Annotated in this window: 22 protein-coding genes; 19 read left to right on the forward strand and 3 right to left on the reverse strand. The window is 55.2% G+C overall.

What is annotated here, in order from left to right:
• The first annotated feature begins 125 nt into the window (after positions 1-125).
• The 3 genes from cobT to cobO are packed head-to-tail and all read left to right on the forward strand — an operon-like array spanning position 126 to position 2,477.
• Entirely contained in the window at positions 126-1,184 is a 1,059-nt protein-coding gene (gene cobT / locus NST29_RS08850) for a nicotinate-nucleotide--dimethylbenzimidazole phosphoribosyltransferase (protein WP_172418558.1), read from the forward strand.
• Positions 1,181-1,951: a uroporphyrinogen-III C-methyltransferase gene (gene cobA / locus NST29_RS08855; protein WP_033843846.1), complete on the forward strand. Its 771-nt coding sequence runs from the start codon at positions 1,181-1,183 to the stop codon at positions 1,949-1,951. The genes cobT and cobA overlap by 4 nt, the downstream gene beginning before the upstream one ends.
• Positions 1,932-2,477, forward strand: a complete 546-nt coding sequence (gene cobO / locus NST29_RS08860) for a cob(I)yrinic acid a,c-diamide adenosyltransferase (protein ID WP_033843847.1) — start codon at positions 1,932-1,934, stop codon at positions 2,475-2,477. Before cobA ends, cobO begins: the two co-directional genes overlap by 20 nt.
• Before the next feature lie 43 nt (positions 2,478-2,520).
• Here cobO and NST29_RS08865 read toward each other — a convergent pair whose 3' ends face one another.
• The 3 genes from NST29_RS08865 to metA all read right to left on the reverse strand — a co-directional run bounded on the left by NST29_RS08865 (position 2,521) and on the right by metA (position 4,030).
• The gene (locus NST29_RS08865; protein WP_172418557.1) at positions 2,521-2,670 is read right to left on the reverse strand and encodes a hypothetical protein; all 150 of its coding nucleotides are present in this window, start codon (positions 2,668-2,670) and stop codon (positions 2,521-2,523) included.
• 152 nt (positions 2,671-2,822) lie between these two features.
• Positions 2,823-2,918 (reverse strand): YjcZ family sporulation protein, encoded by a 96-nt coding sequence (locus tag NST29_RS08870; RefSeq protein WP_081897213.1) that lies wholly within the window; start codon positions 2,916-2,918, stop codon positions 2,823-2,825.
• Between the two features lie 203 nt (positions 2,919-3,121).
• Positions 3,122-4,030 carry a homoserine O-succinyltransferase gene (gene metA, locus NST29_RS08875; RefSeq protein ID WP_033843848.1) on the reverse strand — a complete coding sequence of 303 codons (909 nt, stop codon included), beginning with the start codon at positions 4,028-4,030 and terminating at the stop codon, positions 3,122-3,124.
• Between the two features lie 118 nt (positions 4,031-4,148).
• On the opposite strand from metA, the gene NST29_RS08880 reads away from it, so the two are divergent.
• The 16 genes from NST29_RS08880 (at position 4,149) to NST29_RS08955 (ending at position 16,332) form a co-directional block, all read left to right on the forward strand.
• On the forward strand, positions 4,149-4,661 hold the full coding sequence (locus NST29_RS08880; RefSeq protein ID WP_033843849.1) for a hypothetical protein: 513 nt from the start codon (positions 4,149-4,151) through the stop codon (positions 4,659-4,661).
• A gap of 63 nt (positions 4,662-4,724) precedes the next feature.
• A complete protein-coding gene (locus NST29_RS08885) occupies positions 4,725-5,216 on the forward strand; it encodes a glutathione peroxidase (protein WP_033843851.1) in 492 nt (163 codons plus the stop codon).
• A gap of 3 nt (positions 5,217-5,219) precedes the next feature.
• The gene (locus NST29_RS08890; RefSeq protein WP_033843852.1) at positions 5,220-6,374 is read left to right on the forward strand and encodes a conserved virulence factor C family protein; all 1,155 of its coding nucleotides are present in this window, start codon (positions 5,220-5,222) and stop codon (positions 6,372-6,374) included.
• Between the two features lie 140 nt (positions 6,375-6,514).
• Positions 6,515-6,952 carry a BrxA/BrxB family bacilliredoxin gene (locus tag NST29_RS08895; protein WP_033843853.1) on the forward strand — a complete coding sequence of 146 codons (438 nt, stop codon included), beginning with the start codon at positions 6,515-6,517 and terminating at the stop codon, positions 6,950-6,952.
• Between the two features lie 148 nt (positions 6,953-7,100).
• Complete coding sequence (locus NST29_RS08900) at positions 7,101-7,232, forward strand: YuzL family protein (RefSeq protein ID WP_081897296.1); 132 nt, start codon at positions 7,101-7,103, stop codon at positions 7,230-7,232.
• Positions 7,233-7,578: 346 nt separating this feature from the next.
• Positions 7,579-8,763: an LL-diaminopimelate aminotransferase gene (locus NST29_RS08905; protein ID WP_081897297.1), complete on the forward strand. Its 1,185-nt coding sequence runs from the start codon at positions 7,579-7,581 to the stop codon at positions 8,761-8,763.
• A 15-nt stretch (positions 8,764-8,778) separates the two neighbouring features.
• The gene (locus tag NST29_RS08910) at positions 8,779-9,363 is read left to right on the forward strand and encodes a YpjP family protein (protein WP_033843857.1); all 585 of its coding nucleotides are present in this window, start codon (positions 8,779-8,781) and stop codon (positions 9,361-9,363) included.
• 99 nt (positions 9,364-9,462) lie between these two features.
• Complete coding sequence (locus NST29_RS08915) at positions 9,463-10,164, forward strand: toxin (protein WP_033020844.1); 702 nt, start codon at positions 9,463-9,465, stop codon at positions 10,162-10,164.
• Positions 10,165-10,309: 145 nt separating this feature from the next.
• The gene (gene thyA / locus NST29_RS08920; protein ID WP_033020788.1) at positions 10,310-11,104 is read left to right on the forward strand and encodes a thymidylate synthase; all 795 of its coding nucleotides are present in this window, start codon (positions 10,310-10,312) and stop codon (positions 11,102-11,104) included.
• A gap of 13 nt (positions 11,105-11,117) precedes the next feature.
• Complete coding sequence (locus NST29_RS08925) at positions 11,118-11,612, forward strand: dihydrofolate reductase (protein WP_033843859.1); 495 nt, start codon at positions 11,118-11,120, stop codon at positions 11,610-11,612.
• Positions 11,613-11,725: 113 nt separating this feature from the next.
• Entirely contained in the window at positions 11,726-12,175 is a 450-nt protein-coding gene (locus NST29_RS08930) for a YndM family protein (protein WP_033020791.1), read from the forward strand.
• A gap of 215 nt (positions 12,176-12,390) precedes the next feature.
• Positions 12,391-13,662 carry a threonine ammonia-lyase IlvA gene (gene ilvA / locus NST29_RS08935; RefSeq protein WP_033020793.1) on the forward strand — a complete coding sequence of 424 codons (1,272 nt, stop codon included), beginning with the start codon at positions 12,391-12,393 and terminating at the stop codon, positions 13,660-13,662.
• Positions 13,663-13,757: 95 nt separating this feature from the next.
• Positions 13,758-14,009, forward strand: a complete 252-nt coding sequence (locus NST29_RS08940; RefSeq protein ID WP_033020845.1) for a YpmP family protein — start codon at positions 13,758-13,760, stop codon at positions 14,007-14,009.
• A 138-nt stretch (positions 14,010-14,147) separates the two neighbouring features.
• The gene (locus tag NST29_RS08945) at positions 14,148-14,720 is read left to right on the forward strand and encodes an SCO family protein (RefSeq protein WP_033020794.1); all 573 of its coding nucleotides are present in this window, start codon (positions 14,148-14,150) and stop codon (positions 14,718-14,720) included.
• 72 nt (positions 14,721-14,792) lie between these two features.
• Positions 14,793-15,593, forward strand: a complete 801-nt coding sequence (locus NST29_RS08950) for an SGNH/GDSL hydrolase family protein (RefSeq protein WP_033020795.1) — start codon at positions 14,793-14,795, stop codon at positions 15,591-15,593.
• A gap of 136 nt (positions 15,594-15,729) precedes the next feature.
• Positions 15,730-16,332: a YpmS family protein gene (locus NST29_RS08955; protein WP_033020796.1), complete on the forward strand. Its 603-nt coding sequence runs from the start codon at positions 15,730-15,732 to the stop codon at positions 16,330-16,332.
• The last annotated feature ends 41 nt before the right edge of the window (positions 16,333-16,373 follow it).

The following is a 16,373-nucleotide window of genomic DNA, read 5'->3' on the forward strand; positions in this document are numbered from 1 at the left end:
CAAGTGTTGTTCGTTCGTTTCTTTTCCCACGGCACCGGCTGAAAATAAAGGCTTTTGCGCTCTCGCAATCCTAGATGAGAAAGGAGGAAGCGCCTATTCCCGTGAAAAGGGAGGATGGCGCGTCCATGATGAACGTTTCCATCCCGCCGATCCGCCGCGAAATGGCGGAACAAGCCCGTGCTTATATTGATCAATTGACCAAACCGCCCGGCAGCCTTGGCCGGCTTGAAGACATAGCGGCTGAGCTCGCCGGCATGACAGGGGAGCTTCTCCCGCGCGTCACTCCGCCCGGAGTGCTTGTGTTTGCGGCCGATCATGGCGTGGCTGCCGAAGGGGTATCGGCCTATCCAGCTGAAGTGACAGCGCAAATGGTGTCCAATTTTGCCAACGGTGGAGCGGCCATCAACGTCTTCAGCCGGCACATCGGCGCGTTGCTTCAGGTGATCGATGTCGGTGTCGCCGCACCGATCGTTGATGAACGCGTGATTCAGAAAAAGGTGCGCCCGGGGACAAACAATTTCGCCATCATGGAAGCGATGACGATGTCCGAGGCAGAACAGGCGCTTCATGTCGGCTACGAGCAAGCGGTGTCCGTCATTGGCCAAGGCGGTCGCACGCTCATTGTCGGCGAGATGGGCATCGGCAACACCACCGCCGCCAGCGCCTTGTTGGCCACCTTGACCGATGAGCCGCTTGAACGCATTGTCGGCAAAGGAAGCGGGATTCGGGAAGAGAGATTGGCTCATAAACGGGACGTCATCCGTCGAGCGCTTTTGCTTCATCAGCCGGATCCGGCGAAGCCGGTCGAATGGCTGGCGAAAATCGGCGGGCTGGAGATCGCGGCGATGGCTGGAGCGATGTTGGCCGCAGCGGAGCGGCGCATTCCGATCTTGCTTGATGGCTTTATTTGCACGGTGGCTGCCCTTGTGGCCCGCCAATTTGCCCCCAACGTCGCAGAGTATATGATCGCTGGTCATCGTTCGCAAGAGCCGGGGCACGACATCGCTCTTCGCTTGCTTGGCAAAGAGCCGCTGTTGGATTTGCGCATGCGGCTTGGCGAAGGAAGCGGAGCCGCTGTGGCGTTCCCGCTCTTCGTGGCGGCAACCGCCATGGTGAATGAGATGGCGACGTTTGCGTCCGCGGGCATTTCGACAGGGGAAAAGAAAGGGGAGAAACAAGCATGACCGTCGGCAAAGTGTATTTGGTCGGCGCCGGGCCGGGGGATGAAAGGCTCATCACGGTTTACGGCCGCGAATGCTTGGAACGGGCGGACGTTGTCATTTACGACCGGCTCATCAACCGGAAGCTGTTGCACTATGCGAAGCCGGGCGCCGAGCTTCTTTACTGCGGCAAGGAGCCGGGAAAACATGATACGGTGCAGGAACAGATCCATGACTTGCTCGTTGACCGCGCGCGTCAAGGCCAGACGGTCGTCCGCTTAAAAGGCGGCGATCCGTGCGTCTTTGGCCGCGTCGGTGAAGAGGCGGAAGTGTTGGCGAAAGCCGGAATTCCGTTTGAAATCGTTCCAGGGGTGACATCCGGCATCGCGGTGCCGGCGTACGCTGGCATTCCCGTCACTCATCGCGATTACGCCGCCTCGGTGGCGATGGTCAGCGGCCATCGGAGCGAGCGGATCGACTGGGAGGCGCTCGCCCGCGGCTGCGATACGATCGTCGTGTACATGGGAGCGGCTAACTTGCCGGATATTTGCGGCCGGCTGCTGGCGGCCGGAAAGCCAGCGAATACGCCGGCGGCCATCATCGAATGGGGGACGACGGAGCGGCAGCGCACGGTAGCGGCGCCGCTTTCGACACTGCCAGACGAGGCGAAAAAAGCGGGCATTTCCCATCCGGCCATCATCATCATCGGTGAGGTCGTTCGTCTGCGTGAGACGCTCCAATGGTTTCCGGAGCGGCAAGGGGGCATGGTCGATGCCGACGCCTCGTCGTAGCGGGCGGGTCATCGTTTATACCGGCGATGGAAAAGGGAAAACGACGGCCGCCTTGGGTTTGGCGTTGCGCGCCGTCGGCCGAGGAATGCGAGTCGCTGTGCTGCAGTTTATCAAGTCGCCTGAGCGCACGTACGGCGAGCAGTTGGCGTTGCGGCGTCTCGGTGTCGAGGTGCGCCAGCTCGGCGCCGGCTTCACATGGACGAAAACGCCGGAAGTGCACCGCGAAGCGCTGCGGCGCGCTTGGGCAGTGACGAACGAGTATGTCCATTCCAACCGGTATGACGTCATCGTGTTGGATGAATTGAACAACGCCGTGGCGATTGACCGGTTTCCGATCAGCGACATCTTATCAGTCAATGATGTGCTGGAACTGATCCGCACCCGTCCGCCGGCGCTCCACCTTGTCATCACGGGCCGCGCGGCGCACCCCGAGCTGATGGCGGCCGCCGATATCGCCACGGAAATGAAGCTAGTGAAGCACGACTATGAACAAGGGACAACGGCGATGAAAGGAATTGAATTTTAGTAGCACAAAAAAGCGGCGCAACCAAGGCCGCTTTTTTTGCAGGTTAGGCATGTTCATCGGTTTTGTCATGTTGGGCTTTGTTTTGCCGCCGCCCTTTGCTGTTGTCACCGGAAACCGGGCCGTCGAGCAGCGCCATCGGATCTTGCGTCGGCGTGTTTTGATTCCGGCTTCCTTTATTTGGCCGCTTCGTCATCGCCGCCACCTCCTTTTGCGCCGGGTTGCATCATTAGCATCCGCCTCTCAACCGATTTTATTCGCGAACGCAAAAAAACGGGGCAACGCCATCAGCGGCGTTTCCCCGTCGTTCGTTCGGATGCTGGCAAACAAGCGGCCAAGGCGAACAGGTTAGTAAGCGTAACCGCCGAAAGCGGCACCGACAATAATCAACAAAATAAACAAGACGACGATCAAGGCAAATCCGTTGCCATACCAAGCGCCCATCCCGATTCACCTCCCCATCAAGCCTACCATATGATATGCCGCATCGGCGTGAATGACTGGGGGAATTGTCGATAGGTGACGAAAATGAGAAAAACGCCTTGCCAGAACAGCGAAGGCGTTTTTTCGACATGTTCTTTCTTTTCGCGGGCGAGCGCGGCATCGTCCGGGTGGCCAAACGAGCCGCTTTTTCGCCGACATGCCGCTTATTCCCACTCGTAAGGCGTCTCTTGATAAACGTAATAGTTCAGCCAGTTGATCAACAGCAAATTGGCGTGCGAACGCCATGTATTGAGCGGCATCTGGCTCGGGTCGTCATTCGGAAAATACGATTCCGGCGGTTGGATGGGCAGCCCTTTCGCCAAGTCCCGTTCATACTCTTCTTTCAGCGTTGTGGCGTCATATTCCGGATGGCCGGTCAAGAAAATTTGCCGGCCGTCGTTTGAGGCGACGAGACAAACGCCTGCTCGTTCAGCCATCGATAAAATCGTCAGCTCTGGCACCTTTTCGATGTCTTCGCGCTTGACATCCGTATGGCGCGAATGCGGCATGCGAAACACATCGTCGAAGCCGCGCAACAGCTTAACGTTTTTCACTTCCACCGTATGGTTGAACACGCCGAAACATTTTTCCGGCAGCGGATATTTCGGAATCCCGTAATGGTAATACAAGCCGGCTTGCGCTCCCCAACAAATATGTAACGTTGAAGTGACGTTCGTTTTCGTCCATTCCATAATGTCCGTCAATTCATCCCAATACGTCACTTCTTCAAACGGCAGTTGTTCGACCGGCGCTCCGGTGATGATCATCCCGTCAAATTTCCGATGGCGGATTTGCGGAAAAATGGTATAAAATTGATCCAAATGATGTTTGCTTGTCGTTTTCGGTTCATGGGTCGCCGGGCGCAAGAAGGTGATGTTCACTTGCAGCGGCGAGTTGCCGAGCAGCCGCAGCAGCTGCGTCTCCGCTTTTTCTTTTTCCGGCATCAAGTTTAAAATGACGATGTTAAGCGGGCGGATGTCTTGTGAGTAAGCCCGTTCTTCGTCCATGACGAAAATGTTTTCCTGTTCGAGTATTTCCTTGGCCGGCAAATCCTTTGGAATGTTGATTGGCAATGGTGTCCCCTCCGTTTCGGTCTCGCTATTAAATATCTTAATTATAAAAACTTTGTCAACATTCTTCAATGGCTTTTTTGCTCTGAAACCGCTTGCGAATCAAAAGGAGGGATGGCAATTGGATCCGACGGCGTTTGACAATTTAAAAACAGTGCTGGAAGGGGCCGTGTACGACGCGGACTTGCAAGGGCGTATCGCCGTCGTCGACCGCCGCGATCTTGTCGATTTGGCTCGTTTGTTGCGGGAGTACGCCATTTCATTTCGGCTCAATGATGCGCCGGATCCGTTCGTCGTCTGCACTGCGCGGCTTTCGCTCGATTTTGCTGAGCTGGCCAACGAGCGGCTCTATCGCGGCCAAGCCGGCTGCCGACTCGCTCTTTTGTTTGCCCTGCCGGTTCGCCGTTTGTCCGTTTGTCCGTTCATTGAAGGAACGTTGCGGACGATTTGGGGACGGGAGCGAATCATCCGACAAACGCTCCGCTTCCCATTTCCGCATGAACGCGGTCCGTATGAAAATGAAGTCGCGGTTGAGTTTGCCCGCCTCATTTATGAAGAAAATGCGGCCGATTTGCCGGCGATGGTGCCGTATATGATTTCGTCGCTCGAGCAGCTGCAATCGTTCATTGACTAGCAGCGATGCAAAAAGTGGAATGAAACGATAAAATCCGTTATGATGAGGATGAGGTGAAAAATCATGAGTGTATATCAATTTAGCGCCAAAACGATTCGTGGTGAGGAACAACCGCTTTCCGTCTATCAAGGCAAGGTGCTGTTGATTGTCAACACGGCGAGCCGTTGCGGTTTTACGCCGCAGTATAAAGAACTGCAAGAGCTATATGACGACTATCGCGATCGCGGGTTTGTGGTGCTCGGCTTTCCGTGCAACCAGTTCGGCGGCCAAGAGCCGGGGACGGAAGAGGAAATTGAGCAATTTTGCCAGCTCAATTACGGCGTGACGTTCCCGTTGTTTGCGAAAGTCGATGTAAATGGCGATCACGCCCACCCGCTGTTTCACTATTTGAAAGAGCAAGCGCCGGGGGCATTAGGAACAAAGGCGATCAAATGGAACTTTACGAAGTTTTTGGTCGACCGTAACGGCCAGGTTGTCGCTCGTTTCGCCCCGCAAACGAAGCCGCACGAGTTGAGAAAGGAAATTGAAAAGCTGCTGTCAAACAAGGAGGGGTGACGTTTGCGCATTCAAGCGATTGAACCGACGCCAAGCCCGAACACGATGAAAATTTTGCTTGACGAAGAGTTGCCACCCGGCATGCGCCATAACTATAAATCGGACAACATCAGCGAAGCGCCGCCGCTTATTCAAGCATTGCTGCGCATTGACGGGGTGAAAAGCATCTACCATGTCGCCGACTTTTTGGCGATTGAACGCCATCCGAAATACGACTGGCGCGACATTTTGGCGAACGTGCGCAAAGTGTTCGGCGAGGAAGCGGATGACGGCGCCGCGGCCAAGCCGAAAGGAAACGAACATTTCGGCGAAGTGAAAGTGTTCGTGCAAATGTTGTACGGCTTGCCGATGCAAGTCAAGCTTGTCGACGGGGAGCGCGAGCATCGCGTCGGGCTGCCGAAACCGTTTATGGACGCGGTCATTGAGGCGCAAAAATACGCGGGAAATGTCGTGCTTGAGCGAAAATGGGTCGAAAAAGGAGTGCGCTACGGCACGTTTGAGGAAATCGGCCGCGAAATCGTCGATGAGCTGTCGGCCGCCTATCCGCCCGAGCGGCTCGAGCGGATCGTCAACATGTTCCGCCGCGGCGAGCAGGAAAAAACGGCGCAAAAGCGGCCAAGCCTCAAAGTGACGAGCGAGATGCTTGATGACCCGGACTGGCGCAAACGGTATGCCGCGCTCGAACAGATGGCTGAGCCGACCGAGGACGATATCCCGGTGTTGGCGAAGGCGCTTAAGGATGAAAAAATGGCCATCCGCCGTTTGGCGACCGCGTATCTTGGCATGATCGGCGGCAAAAAGGTGCTTCCGTATTTGTACGAAGCGTTAAACGATCCGGCCGTTGCGGTCCGCCGCACCGCCGGCGACTGTTTGTCCGACATCGGCGATCCGGAGGCCATTCCGGCCATGATCGAAGCGCTAAAGGACGAAAGCAAGCTCGTCCGTTGGCGCGCGGCCATGTTTTTGTACGAGGTCGGCGACGAATCGGCGCTCGCGGCGTTAAAAGCGGCGGAAAACGATCCGGAGTTTGAAGTGAGCTTGCAAGTGAAAATGGCCATTGAACGGATCGAAGGCGGTGAAGCGGCGAAAGGGTCGGTTTGGAAACAAATGACCGAAAGCCGGAAAAAAGAAACAGAGGCGGAAAAAGAGGTTGACTGAAGAGGCCGGTGCTGTGGGGAAGCATGCCGCTTTCCGGCATCGCTGGTTTTGTCCGGGCCGGCCGCCGTCTTCGTTGCTTTTCTTGCTTGAAATGTAGTATGCTGATGACGCGATCACGATGAGATGGAGGGATGATGGTCATGTCGATGGCGTACGAAGACTATATGCGCCAGCTCGTGCAACCGATGCGCGACGAGCTCGTCCGCGCCGGCTTCCGCGAACTGCGCACGAGCGAGGAAGTCGAGCAGTTTATGGAACAAGTGGAAGGAACGACGTTTGTTTTTGTCAACTCGGTGTGCGGCTGTGCGGCTGGATTGGCGCGTCCGGCGGCGACGCAAGCGGTGCTGCAAAGCGAGAAAAAGCCGGATCATTTGGTGACGGTGTTCGCCGGTCAAGATAAAGAGGCGACGGCGAAAATGCGCGAGTACTTTGTCGGCTATCCGCCGTCCTCGCCGTCGATGGCGCTCTTAAAAGGAAAAGAAGTCGTTCATTTCATTCCCCGTGAAGAGATTGAATTTCATTCGTTAGAAGAGGTCATGGCCAATATTGTCTCCGCTTTTCAAACGCATTGCCGCTAATGGCCGATGCGTCCGCCTCTTTGCCGCCGGGGCCGCCTCGCGGGCGGTTGGGTGCGCCGGCATCCGCTCCCGAACAGGCGCGCCGTCCTTCTTCGCTTTCGCATACGGAGGCGCGCCGCCGGGAACGATAAAGACGGAGGTGATCGGCGTGCCGAAGCGGAAAAAAGATCGTTCGAAAACGGGCATCAGCGCCCCGGACGTCAGAGGACAAGGGACGACACAAGCGGAAACAGGCGCTTATGAGCTTGACTCCGCCCGCAAAAAAACGAAAGTGGACTAAAAAAGGAGCTGACCCAAAAGGTCGCCTTCCTTCCAGACAGGCACAACATATCGTGTGGCAGAAGCAGTCAGTACGTATATATAGCGAAAAAGAGGGCGTCCCGGTCCATGGGGGACACCCTCTTTTTCTTTGCCCCTGTTAGGCATTGGCGATGCAGCTGTAAATGAAATACAACAACGTAATGAGGCTGGCCGCAAAAAAGATCGTATTCATACCCCATTTTCCCGCCTTTCTGTCTATATTTTCCCCTTGAACATATGGTACACTATTCATATAACCATAGTATATACCAACGAAAGCAAAAAGGAAAAGCGGTTTTTGTCTTGGCAAGGGGAGAGGAATGGCGATGAAAAAAGCGAAGCGAATGGCCGCGTTTTCGGCGTCTGTGTTTGCCGAGCTTGCGGCGTATCGAAAACAGCGGCATCATCTTCACGACGAATGGATCGATTTAAGCGTCGGCAGCCCGGATTTGCCGCCGGCGCCGTTTGTGCGCGAGGCGCTCGCTCGCTACGCTCATGAACCAAACGCGTATGGCTATACATTAAAAGGCATTCGCGAGTTTCATGAAGCGGTCGCGGAATATTACCGGACTTCGCACGGCGTCACGCTCGATCCGGAAACGGAAGTGACGTACGTCATCGGGTCGCAGGATGGACTTGTGCATTTGCCGATCGTGTTCGCCGACCCGGGCGATGTGATTTTGCTGCCGGATCCCGGGTATCCAGCGTACGCCGCGGGAGTGGCCATGGCGGAGGCGGAGCCGTATTTTCTGCCGCTTAAGGAGGAAAACGGATTTTTGCCCGACTTGGGAGCCATTCCGGAAGAGATCGCCAAACGGGCGGTAATCATGTTTTTGAACTTTCCCGGCAACCCGGTGCCCGCGATGGCGACGGAATCGTTTTACCGCGAAGTAGTTGAGTTTGCGAAACGCTACAACGTGCTTGTCGTCTCCGATTTTGCCTACGGCGAGCTGTATTATGACGGAAACAAGCCGGTGAGTTTTCTTTCTGTTCCAGGCGCAAAGGACGTTGGTGTGGAGATCAATTCGTTGTCAAAAAGCTACCATATGGCCGGCTGCCGTGTCGGCTACGTATGCGGCAATGCCGAGGTGATCCGCGCCTTCGCTGAATTCAAATCAAATTTGGATTACGGCATTTTTTGGCCGATTCAAAAGGCGGCTGCCGAAGCGCTTCGTGACGGCGCTCCTTTTTGCGCCCAAACTCGCGCCATCTACCAAGCGCGCCGCGACGCCCTCGTTTCCGGGCTGGCCGAAATCGGTTGGCACGTGGACCGTCCACAAGCCGGCATGTTCGTGTGGGCAAAAATTCCGGACGGGTTTACATCGCTGTCGTTTACGAACGAACTGATTGACCGCGCCGGCGTCGTGGTGACGCCTGGGCATGCGTTTGGGCCGAGCGGTGAAGGGTACGTGCGCATCGCTCTCGTCCAGCCGGAAGAAGTGTTGCGCCGGGCGGTGGCGAAATTAAGCGCGACCGGCTTGTTCGCGTCTTCAGCCGCTAGGCGGCGGTAACGGGAGGTGAAGGCGATGAAACTGCCGACTTGGCTGCGAAAAGCGCTTGTTGCCGCCATTACCGTTTCCACGTTTGGACTTGTCACGCCGCCCGCCTCATTGCTGGCTGCCAAAGAGCCGCCGTCAGACGATGCCTCGTCTCCTGATTGGCAACACAATCCAGTCGGTCGTGCCGATGAAGCCGGCTCCTTGACGCGCGCCCAATTCATTGAGCAGACGATCGAAAAGGCCGCTACCCAGTCGCATGAAAAATTCGGTCGCAAAATCGCTCCGGTTATTGAAGATGAGTTTCGCACCGTCATTTTGCCGCGCATCGAAACGGTGATCGCTGAGCTTGCCGAGCGTTATCCGGAAGACGAACTCCGCTATTTGGCGGTTTCAGAAAATCCGTCCGGCGGGCAAGGGGAACGCATCTTTCATTTGTATCGGTCCGATACGGGGGAAGATCTGCTCCGCTTTCACGTCCGCCGCGAGCATCCGCCGCAAGACGGCTATTGGTTTCAGTTCCACTATCACACTTGTGAGGACGGCTTTCAAGCCCACTATGAGCTTGGGAAAATTTACTGGTCCAAAAATACGCCGCCGAACTGGCGCACCTAAGCGGTTCGCGGTTCTTTCCTAATTTTGCGCGTTTTTCCCCGCTTCGTTCTATGTTATGATTTTCATAGATTGAAAGAAAAAGAAGCGGGGGAAACCATGATGAAACGGCTGCTTATGAGCTTGCTAGTGGCGCTGTTTGCCGTTCCGCTTCTGTCGCTCTCACCGTACCCGGCCGCACATGGCGTGCTGCTCAACGAAAGCGGCTTGAAGGTGCGAACGATTCCGTCGCACGATCTGCTTGGCCGCATCGTCATCGTGCCGGAAGCGGACTTTTCTGCCGCTCAAGCCACCAAGACGATTCGCACGCTTGCCCGCATTGATCGCGCCATTTTGGAGCAGGCGGCTGCTCATCATATTTACATCCAGCTGGTGACGGGCCCGATCACGAATGAGCCGACCGCTCGTCACTTGCGCGGGAAGACGCCGCGCGGCTATGCGCCGGGATCCAAAACATGGGATGAGGTGCCGGGGCTCGGCGGATCGCAGTTAGTGCTCGTCCGCCTCGGCCATAGCGAGAAAGGAAAAGGGCACGGCTCGGTCAATTTGGAGCTGCATGAGTTTGCCCATTCGCTTGATTCCATCGTTTTTGACGGCATTCACCGTTCAAGCGCCTTTCAAGCGATTTGGCGGGAGGAGGCGCCGCGGCTGTTTCCGGGCGAGTCTTATTTTTTAACGTATCCCGAGGAGTATTTCGCTGAATCGTTCGCCTATTACTACGCCAGCGATGAAACGCGGGACAAGCTGCGGGCGTTGGCCCCGAACACGTATGCATTCATCCGTCGGCTGGCGGAGCGGGGCTAGACCAACACGTCGCCCGCTTGCAAAAGATCGGCGCAACCGGTCATGCGGCCGATAGAGCAAGCCCGTGTTTTCGCCGCGGTGTTTTGCGCGAAAAATCGTTGCTTGCTGCCGTCCTTATGGTATGATAAAGCGTGAGGTGAGGACATTGCGGCAATACTTGCAGCTGTTGGAAGATATTTTGGAAAACGGCGTCGAAAAAGAGGACCGGACCGGCGTCGGCACGCTGTCGGTGTTCGGCCGCCAGCTGCGCTTTAACTTGCAGGACGGATTCCCGCTCGTGACGACGAAAAAGTTGCATATCCGCTCGATCATTTATGAACTGCTCTGGTTTTTAAAAGGCGACACGAATGTCCGCTATTTGCAGGAAAACGGCGTGACGATTTGGGACGAGTGGGCGGATGAAAACGGCGACCTCGGTCCCATTTACGGCGCGCAATGGCGGTCGTGGAAAGGAGCGGACGGGAAAACGATCGACCAGATCGCTTGGGTCGTTGAGGAGATCAAGCGAAATCCGAACTCGCGCCGGCTGCTCGTGAGCGCTTGGAACGTTGGAGAGCTGGATAACATGAAGTTGCCGCCGTGCCATTATGCGTTTCAGTTTTATGTGGCGGGCGGCCGGCTGTCGTGCATGTGGCAGCAACGTTCCGTCGATACGTTTTTAGGCTTGCCGTTTAACATCGCCAGCTACGCGCTGTTGACGCACATGATCGCCGAGCAGTGCGGACTTGATGTCGGTGAACTCATTTTCACCGGCGGCGACGTCCATTTGTATAAAAATCATCTTGAGCAAGCGAAATTGCAGCTGACGCGCGAGCCGCGCCCGCTCCCGAAACTCGTCATTAAACGGAAGCCGCCGTCCATTTTCGATTACGAATACGACGATTTCGAAATTGTCGGCTATGACCCGCATCCGGCGATACCAGCGCCGGTGGCGGTGTAAAGGAGCGAAAGCGATGATCTCGCACATTGTCGCGATGGCCGAAAACCGGGTGATCGGCAAAGACAACCGGCTGCCGTGGCATTTGCCGGCCGATTTAGCGTATTTCAAACGGGTAACGATGGGGCATGCCATCGTGATGGGGCGCAAAACGTTTGAAGCGATCGGCCGCCCGCTTCCCGGCCGGGAAAACATCGTCGTCACGCGCAACCCGCAGTTTCGCCCGGACGGTTGCGTTGTGCTTCATTCGCTCGAAGAGGTCAAGCAATGGATCGCGGCGCGCCGCGATGAAGTGTTTATCATCGGTGGGGCCGAATTGTTTCGGGCGACAATGCCGATGGCCGACCGGCTGTATGTCACGAACATTTTCGCCTCCTTTCCCGGCGATGCGTTTTATCCGCCCATCCCTGAACAAGAGTGGCAAGTCGTCTCCTGTACGCCGGGAATCAAAGACGAAAAAAATCCATATGAGCACGCCTTTCTCATTTATGAGCGGAAAAAAGCGGAATGAGCGGAAAAACAGGGCGCTTGTTGCCAAACGGCAAGGCGCCCTGTTTGCATAGAAGCGGGGCAAAAAAGACACGATAACGGTATACGAACGATGCTTGGAAATGGAGGAAGACGATGAAGCATATCGTTCCGTTTGTCGTCAAGTTGGCCGCTTGGAGCGTCGTCTTGTTTTCGATATTTACGATTTTTAATGCTCCGCTCTCGTTGATTTCAGTCATGACGATCATCACGGCGCTCGTTTCCTACGTCATCGGCGATTTGTTCGTGTTGCCGCGCTTCGGCCATTTTGTCGCCGCCGCTGTTGACGTGCCGCTTTCCTTTTTGCTTATTTGGCCGGCCAGTGTGGCCCTCATTGCCCCGTCCGTCAACATGGCGTACGGCGCGTTTTTCAGCGCCTTGGCCATCGGGGCGGTCGAAGCGTTTTTCCATCTGTATATGGAAAACCACGTGCTTGAAGAAGCGGGACGGGAGGAGGCGCACCGGTGGTATGATGAAGGAAGATGGGCGATGGAGTTGGCTGAAGAGGAAGAATTTGATCAAGATCGAGATCAAGATCGGCGGTAGCGCCGGTCTTTTTTTGTTTGGCGGCCGGCGAACAACTGTTTTCTTTGGAAGACGTGCCGTTGTTTCGCGCCAACCACCTACCGAGGCGGGACCGCACGGATGAGGCATTCGCTCGCCCCGGCACAAAAACTTTTCGAAAATTCCCTTTTCTTTTTGCGAATTTGTGATATAATCTACAAATCAAAGACAACTTAGAAAAGAAAGGGAACGAGAGCATGGAACAGCAACTGAAACGAAAGCAAGGAGCGGTATACGTCGAGGACATTTTGATCGCGTACCACACGCTCAAAGATGTCGTTTTCCATACGCCGCTGCAAAAAAACCCACTCTTGTCCGAACGTTACGGGTGCAACGTTTATTTGAAGCGTGAAGATTTGCAAGTCGTCCGCTCGTTTAAGCTGCGGGGCGCGTACAACCGGATGAAGCATTTAACCGATGAGGAGCGGCGCAACGGAATTGTATGCGCCAGCGCCGGCAACCATGCCCAAGGCGTGGCTTACTCGTGCCGGGCGCTCGGCGTGCACGGGAAAATTTATATGCCGGCGACGACGCCGCGGCAAAAGGTGTCACAAGTGCAGCTGTTCGGCAAAGACATGGTCGAGATCGTCCTTGTCGGCGACACGTTTGACGACTCATACAACGAGGCGGTGAAATGCGCGGAAGCGGAAGGGCGTGCGTTTATCCACCCGTTTGATGACGAATACGTTATCGCCGGACAAGGGACGATTGGTGTCGAGGTGCTGAACGATTGCGACGAACCGATCGACTTTTTGTTCGCCAGCATCGGCGGCGGGGGGCTGATGGCCGGGCTGGGAACGTACGTGAAAAGCATTTCTCCGTCCACCAAAGTCATCGGCGTCGAACCGGCCGGCGCCCCGTCGATGAAAGCGGCGCTCGAGCGCGGCCATGTCGTGACGCTTGCGGAAATCGACAAGTTCGTGGACGGAGCCGCGGTCAAAACGGTCGGGGACAAGACGTTTGCGTTATGCTGTGGGGTGCTGGATGACATCGTCGTCGTTCCGGAAGGGAAAGTGTGCACGACGATTTTGGAGTTGTACAACGAAAACGCCATTGTCGCCGAACCGGCGGGGGCGTTGCCGATCGCCGCGCTTGATTTTTACAAGGAACAAATCCGCGGCAAAACGGTCGTCTGCGTCGTCAGCGGCGGCAACAACGACATCGACCGGATGCAGGAAATTAAAGAGCGCTCGATGATTTACGAAGGGCTGCAGCACTATTTCATCGTCAACTTCCCGCAGCGGGCCGGGGCGCTGCGCGAGTTTTTGGATGAGGTGCTCGGGCCGACCGATGACATCACCCGGTTTGAATACACGAAGAAAAACAACAAAGAAAGCGGCCCGGCGCTCGTCGGCATCGAGTTGAAACGGCGCGAGGACTACGCCCCGCTCATCGAGCGGATGAAGAAAAAAGGCTTCCCGTTCCAAGAAGTCAACAAAGATCCGAACTTGTTCCATCTGTTGATTTGACGAAAAAAGTCGAAATCCATTCACTCATTCCGACATACTTTTTCACCAGATTGGTGTATAATATAAATAAATCGGTGAAAAAGAGGATTGATATTTTGCTGTTCAAAAGCCTCGAGTTTCAAAACGCGTATGGACAGAAAGTGAAGGTTATCGAAATTCCTGTATTGGAGGAAGAGAACACGTACCGATTTATGATTCAGCTGCGTTTAGAGGCGTTTATTGCAAACGTGTACCGGTCGAGAACGAACCGTTCCGTTTACTCATTTCGCGAGCATTTGAAAAAAGTGTTGAAATGGCCTGTGTATGAACAGATCTTTCAAGAAACGGTGCTCAAGCACAATGCGTAGTTGTTTTGCCCCGCGGCAAAACAACTTTTTTTTGGTGGGATTTTAACTCGTTTCGTTATATAATGAAAAGCGGGACGAAGACCGTGCTTGAAGAGAGCCCGATGAAGTGATTCAACGATGGAAAGGAACGGATCATTGATGTGGAAACGGATGATCATGATCGCTGCCGTTTGCTTGCTTGCTTCGTGCGGCAAAACGATTCCCGATGCGAAAAACTGGCCCGTCGCCGACTTTACGTTTGTCGATCAGTCCGGTCAGCCATTTGGGCTGCGCGATTTGAAGGGAAAAGTATGGGTGGCCGATTTTATTTTTACGAACTGCGAAACAGTTTGTCCGCCGATGACGGCTCATATGGCGAAATTAAAGAAAATGGCAAAAGAGAAGGGGCTGGATGTGGAGTTTGTCTCGTTCAGCGTCGACCCGGAAGTGGATACGCCGGAAAAACTGGCCGCTTATGCGAAACAGTTTACCGATGATCTATCAAACTGGCATTTGCTGACTGGATACAGCCCGGCTGAAATTAGCGAGCTGGCGCAAAAAAGCTTTAAAACGATCGTGCAAAAGCCAGCCAATGACGATCAAGTCGTCCATGGCACGAGCTTTTATCTAGTCGGTCCGGACGGCAAGGTGGTCCAAACGTACAACGGGGTGCAGGATGTGCCGTACGACACCATTTTAGAGCATATTGAGATCGTGCAATCGTCGCGATAACGCCAAAACGGCGCGGCCGTTTGGCGTTCTTGGCGCCGATCCCCTGTTTGCGGCAAAAGGCAGGTGTCAAACATGAAACGATGGGGATGGCTGATGGCGCTGATGGTGCTGCTCGCTGGCTGCGTCGCTTTTCCGGCCAACGGGAGCTTGAAGCGTCCAGAAGAGGCGGCCGCCAAGCAGCAGCGGGAGTCCAAGCCGCCGCCAAAGGATCTTTACGTTGTCGCTTTCGGCGATTCACTGACCGAAGGGGTCGGGGATCAAGAGCGAAAAGGTGGATATGTCGGCCGTCTCGTGCCGCTGCTTTCCGCGGAGGATGGCGTGCGGACAGTGACGGTGGCGAATTTCGGCAAACGCGGCCGGCGTGTCAGCGAATTGGCGCCGGTCATTGACGCCCATCATAAAGAATTGGAACGGGCGAATTTGATTTGGTTGACGATTGGCGGCAACGATGTCATGAACGTTGTCCGCTCGCACTTTTTTGATCTGTCGCGCGAGCGGTTTGCCCAAGCAAGCGAAACGTTTGCCGCGCGGCTCGACCGTCTGATCCGTTCGCTGCGCACGCTCAATCCGGACGCGGTCATTGTGCTTGTCGGCCTATACAATCCGTTTTCAAGCACGCTGCCGAACGTTCCGGAAATCAATGATGTCATCGCGGAGTGGAATCGCACCAGCCAGGCGGTGCTGTCGGGCTATCCGCGAACGGTCTTTGTGGAGATTCAGGACATTTTTGCCGGCCGCGACGATTTGCTTTACCGCGATGAATTTCATCCGAACGCAGCCGGATACGAGCAAATCGCCCGCAGGGTGCATCAAGCCTTGCGTGAACGAAAAGATTGGTGGTTGGACAGGAACAACCGTCTAGAGGGGCGGTGATTTCAGGAAGTATGTCGCTTCCCGGCATCATTTCTCAAAAAGCTTTGTCGCCTCGCGACTGCTTTTCACACGTTCCCTCGTTGATCAAGGGAAACGGCGGTTTTCCACCAGCTTTCTAGAGTAAGGAGCATCGATGATGAATTGGAAACGAGCGTTTTGGATCTTGGCTGCCGTGAACGCAGCGGTCATCATGCTGGCCGCTGTTTGGCTGTTTCAGCCATCGCCAGCGGTGAAGCGGCCGGCGCGTCCGAGCGCCGAGGGAGCTACGTTTACGGTATACGCCAAAAAAGCGCATTTGAACGCGGTCATTCACGATTATTTGACGAAAAAAACGAAAGATCACCCGCTGTCATATCATGTTTGGCTAGCCGACCGCGTCTATGTTTCGAGCGACATCCCCATTCTTGGCCGCCGCGTGGAATTGGTCGTCTCGTTTGTGCCGAAAGTGGTGCAAGGGGGGAATGTCGAGCTGACCGAGCCGGTCATTTTGCTTGGCGACTGGAAGCTGCCGGTGACATACGTGCTTAGCTACTTGCAAAAGCACGCCCCGCTCCCTGACGAAGTCGCCATTGACCCGGAGAAGGCGCGCGTCTATGTGGCGCTCAATGACATTCGCTTTGGCAACGGCTATCAAGTGGCGGTGAAAAACATCGATTTGGCCGCTGACAAAATTGTGTTTACGTTGACGATCCCAACCAAGTCGTCCAAAAACGGAAACGAAGGGTCTCCCGAGCGGTGAGACCCTTGGTTCGCTGCCGTGTTTTTGCCTATATAACAGAA

Source organism: Geobacillus sp. FSL W8-0026, from assembly GCF_037966255.1.
GTDB lineage: Bacteria > Bacillota > Bacilli > Bacillales > Anoxybacillaceae > Geobacillus > Geobacillus icigianus.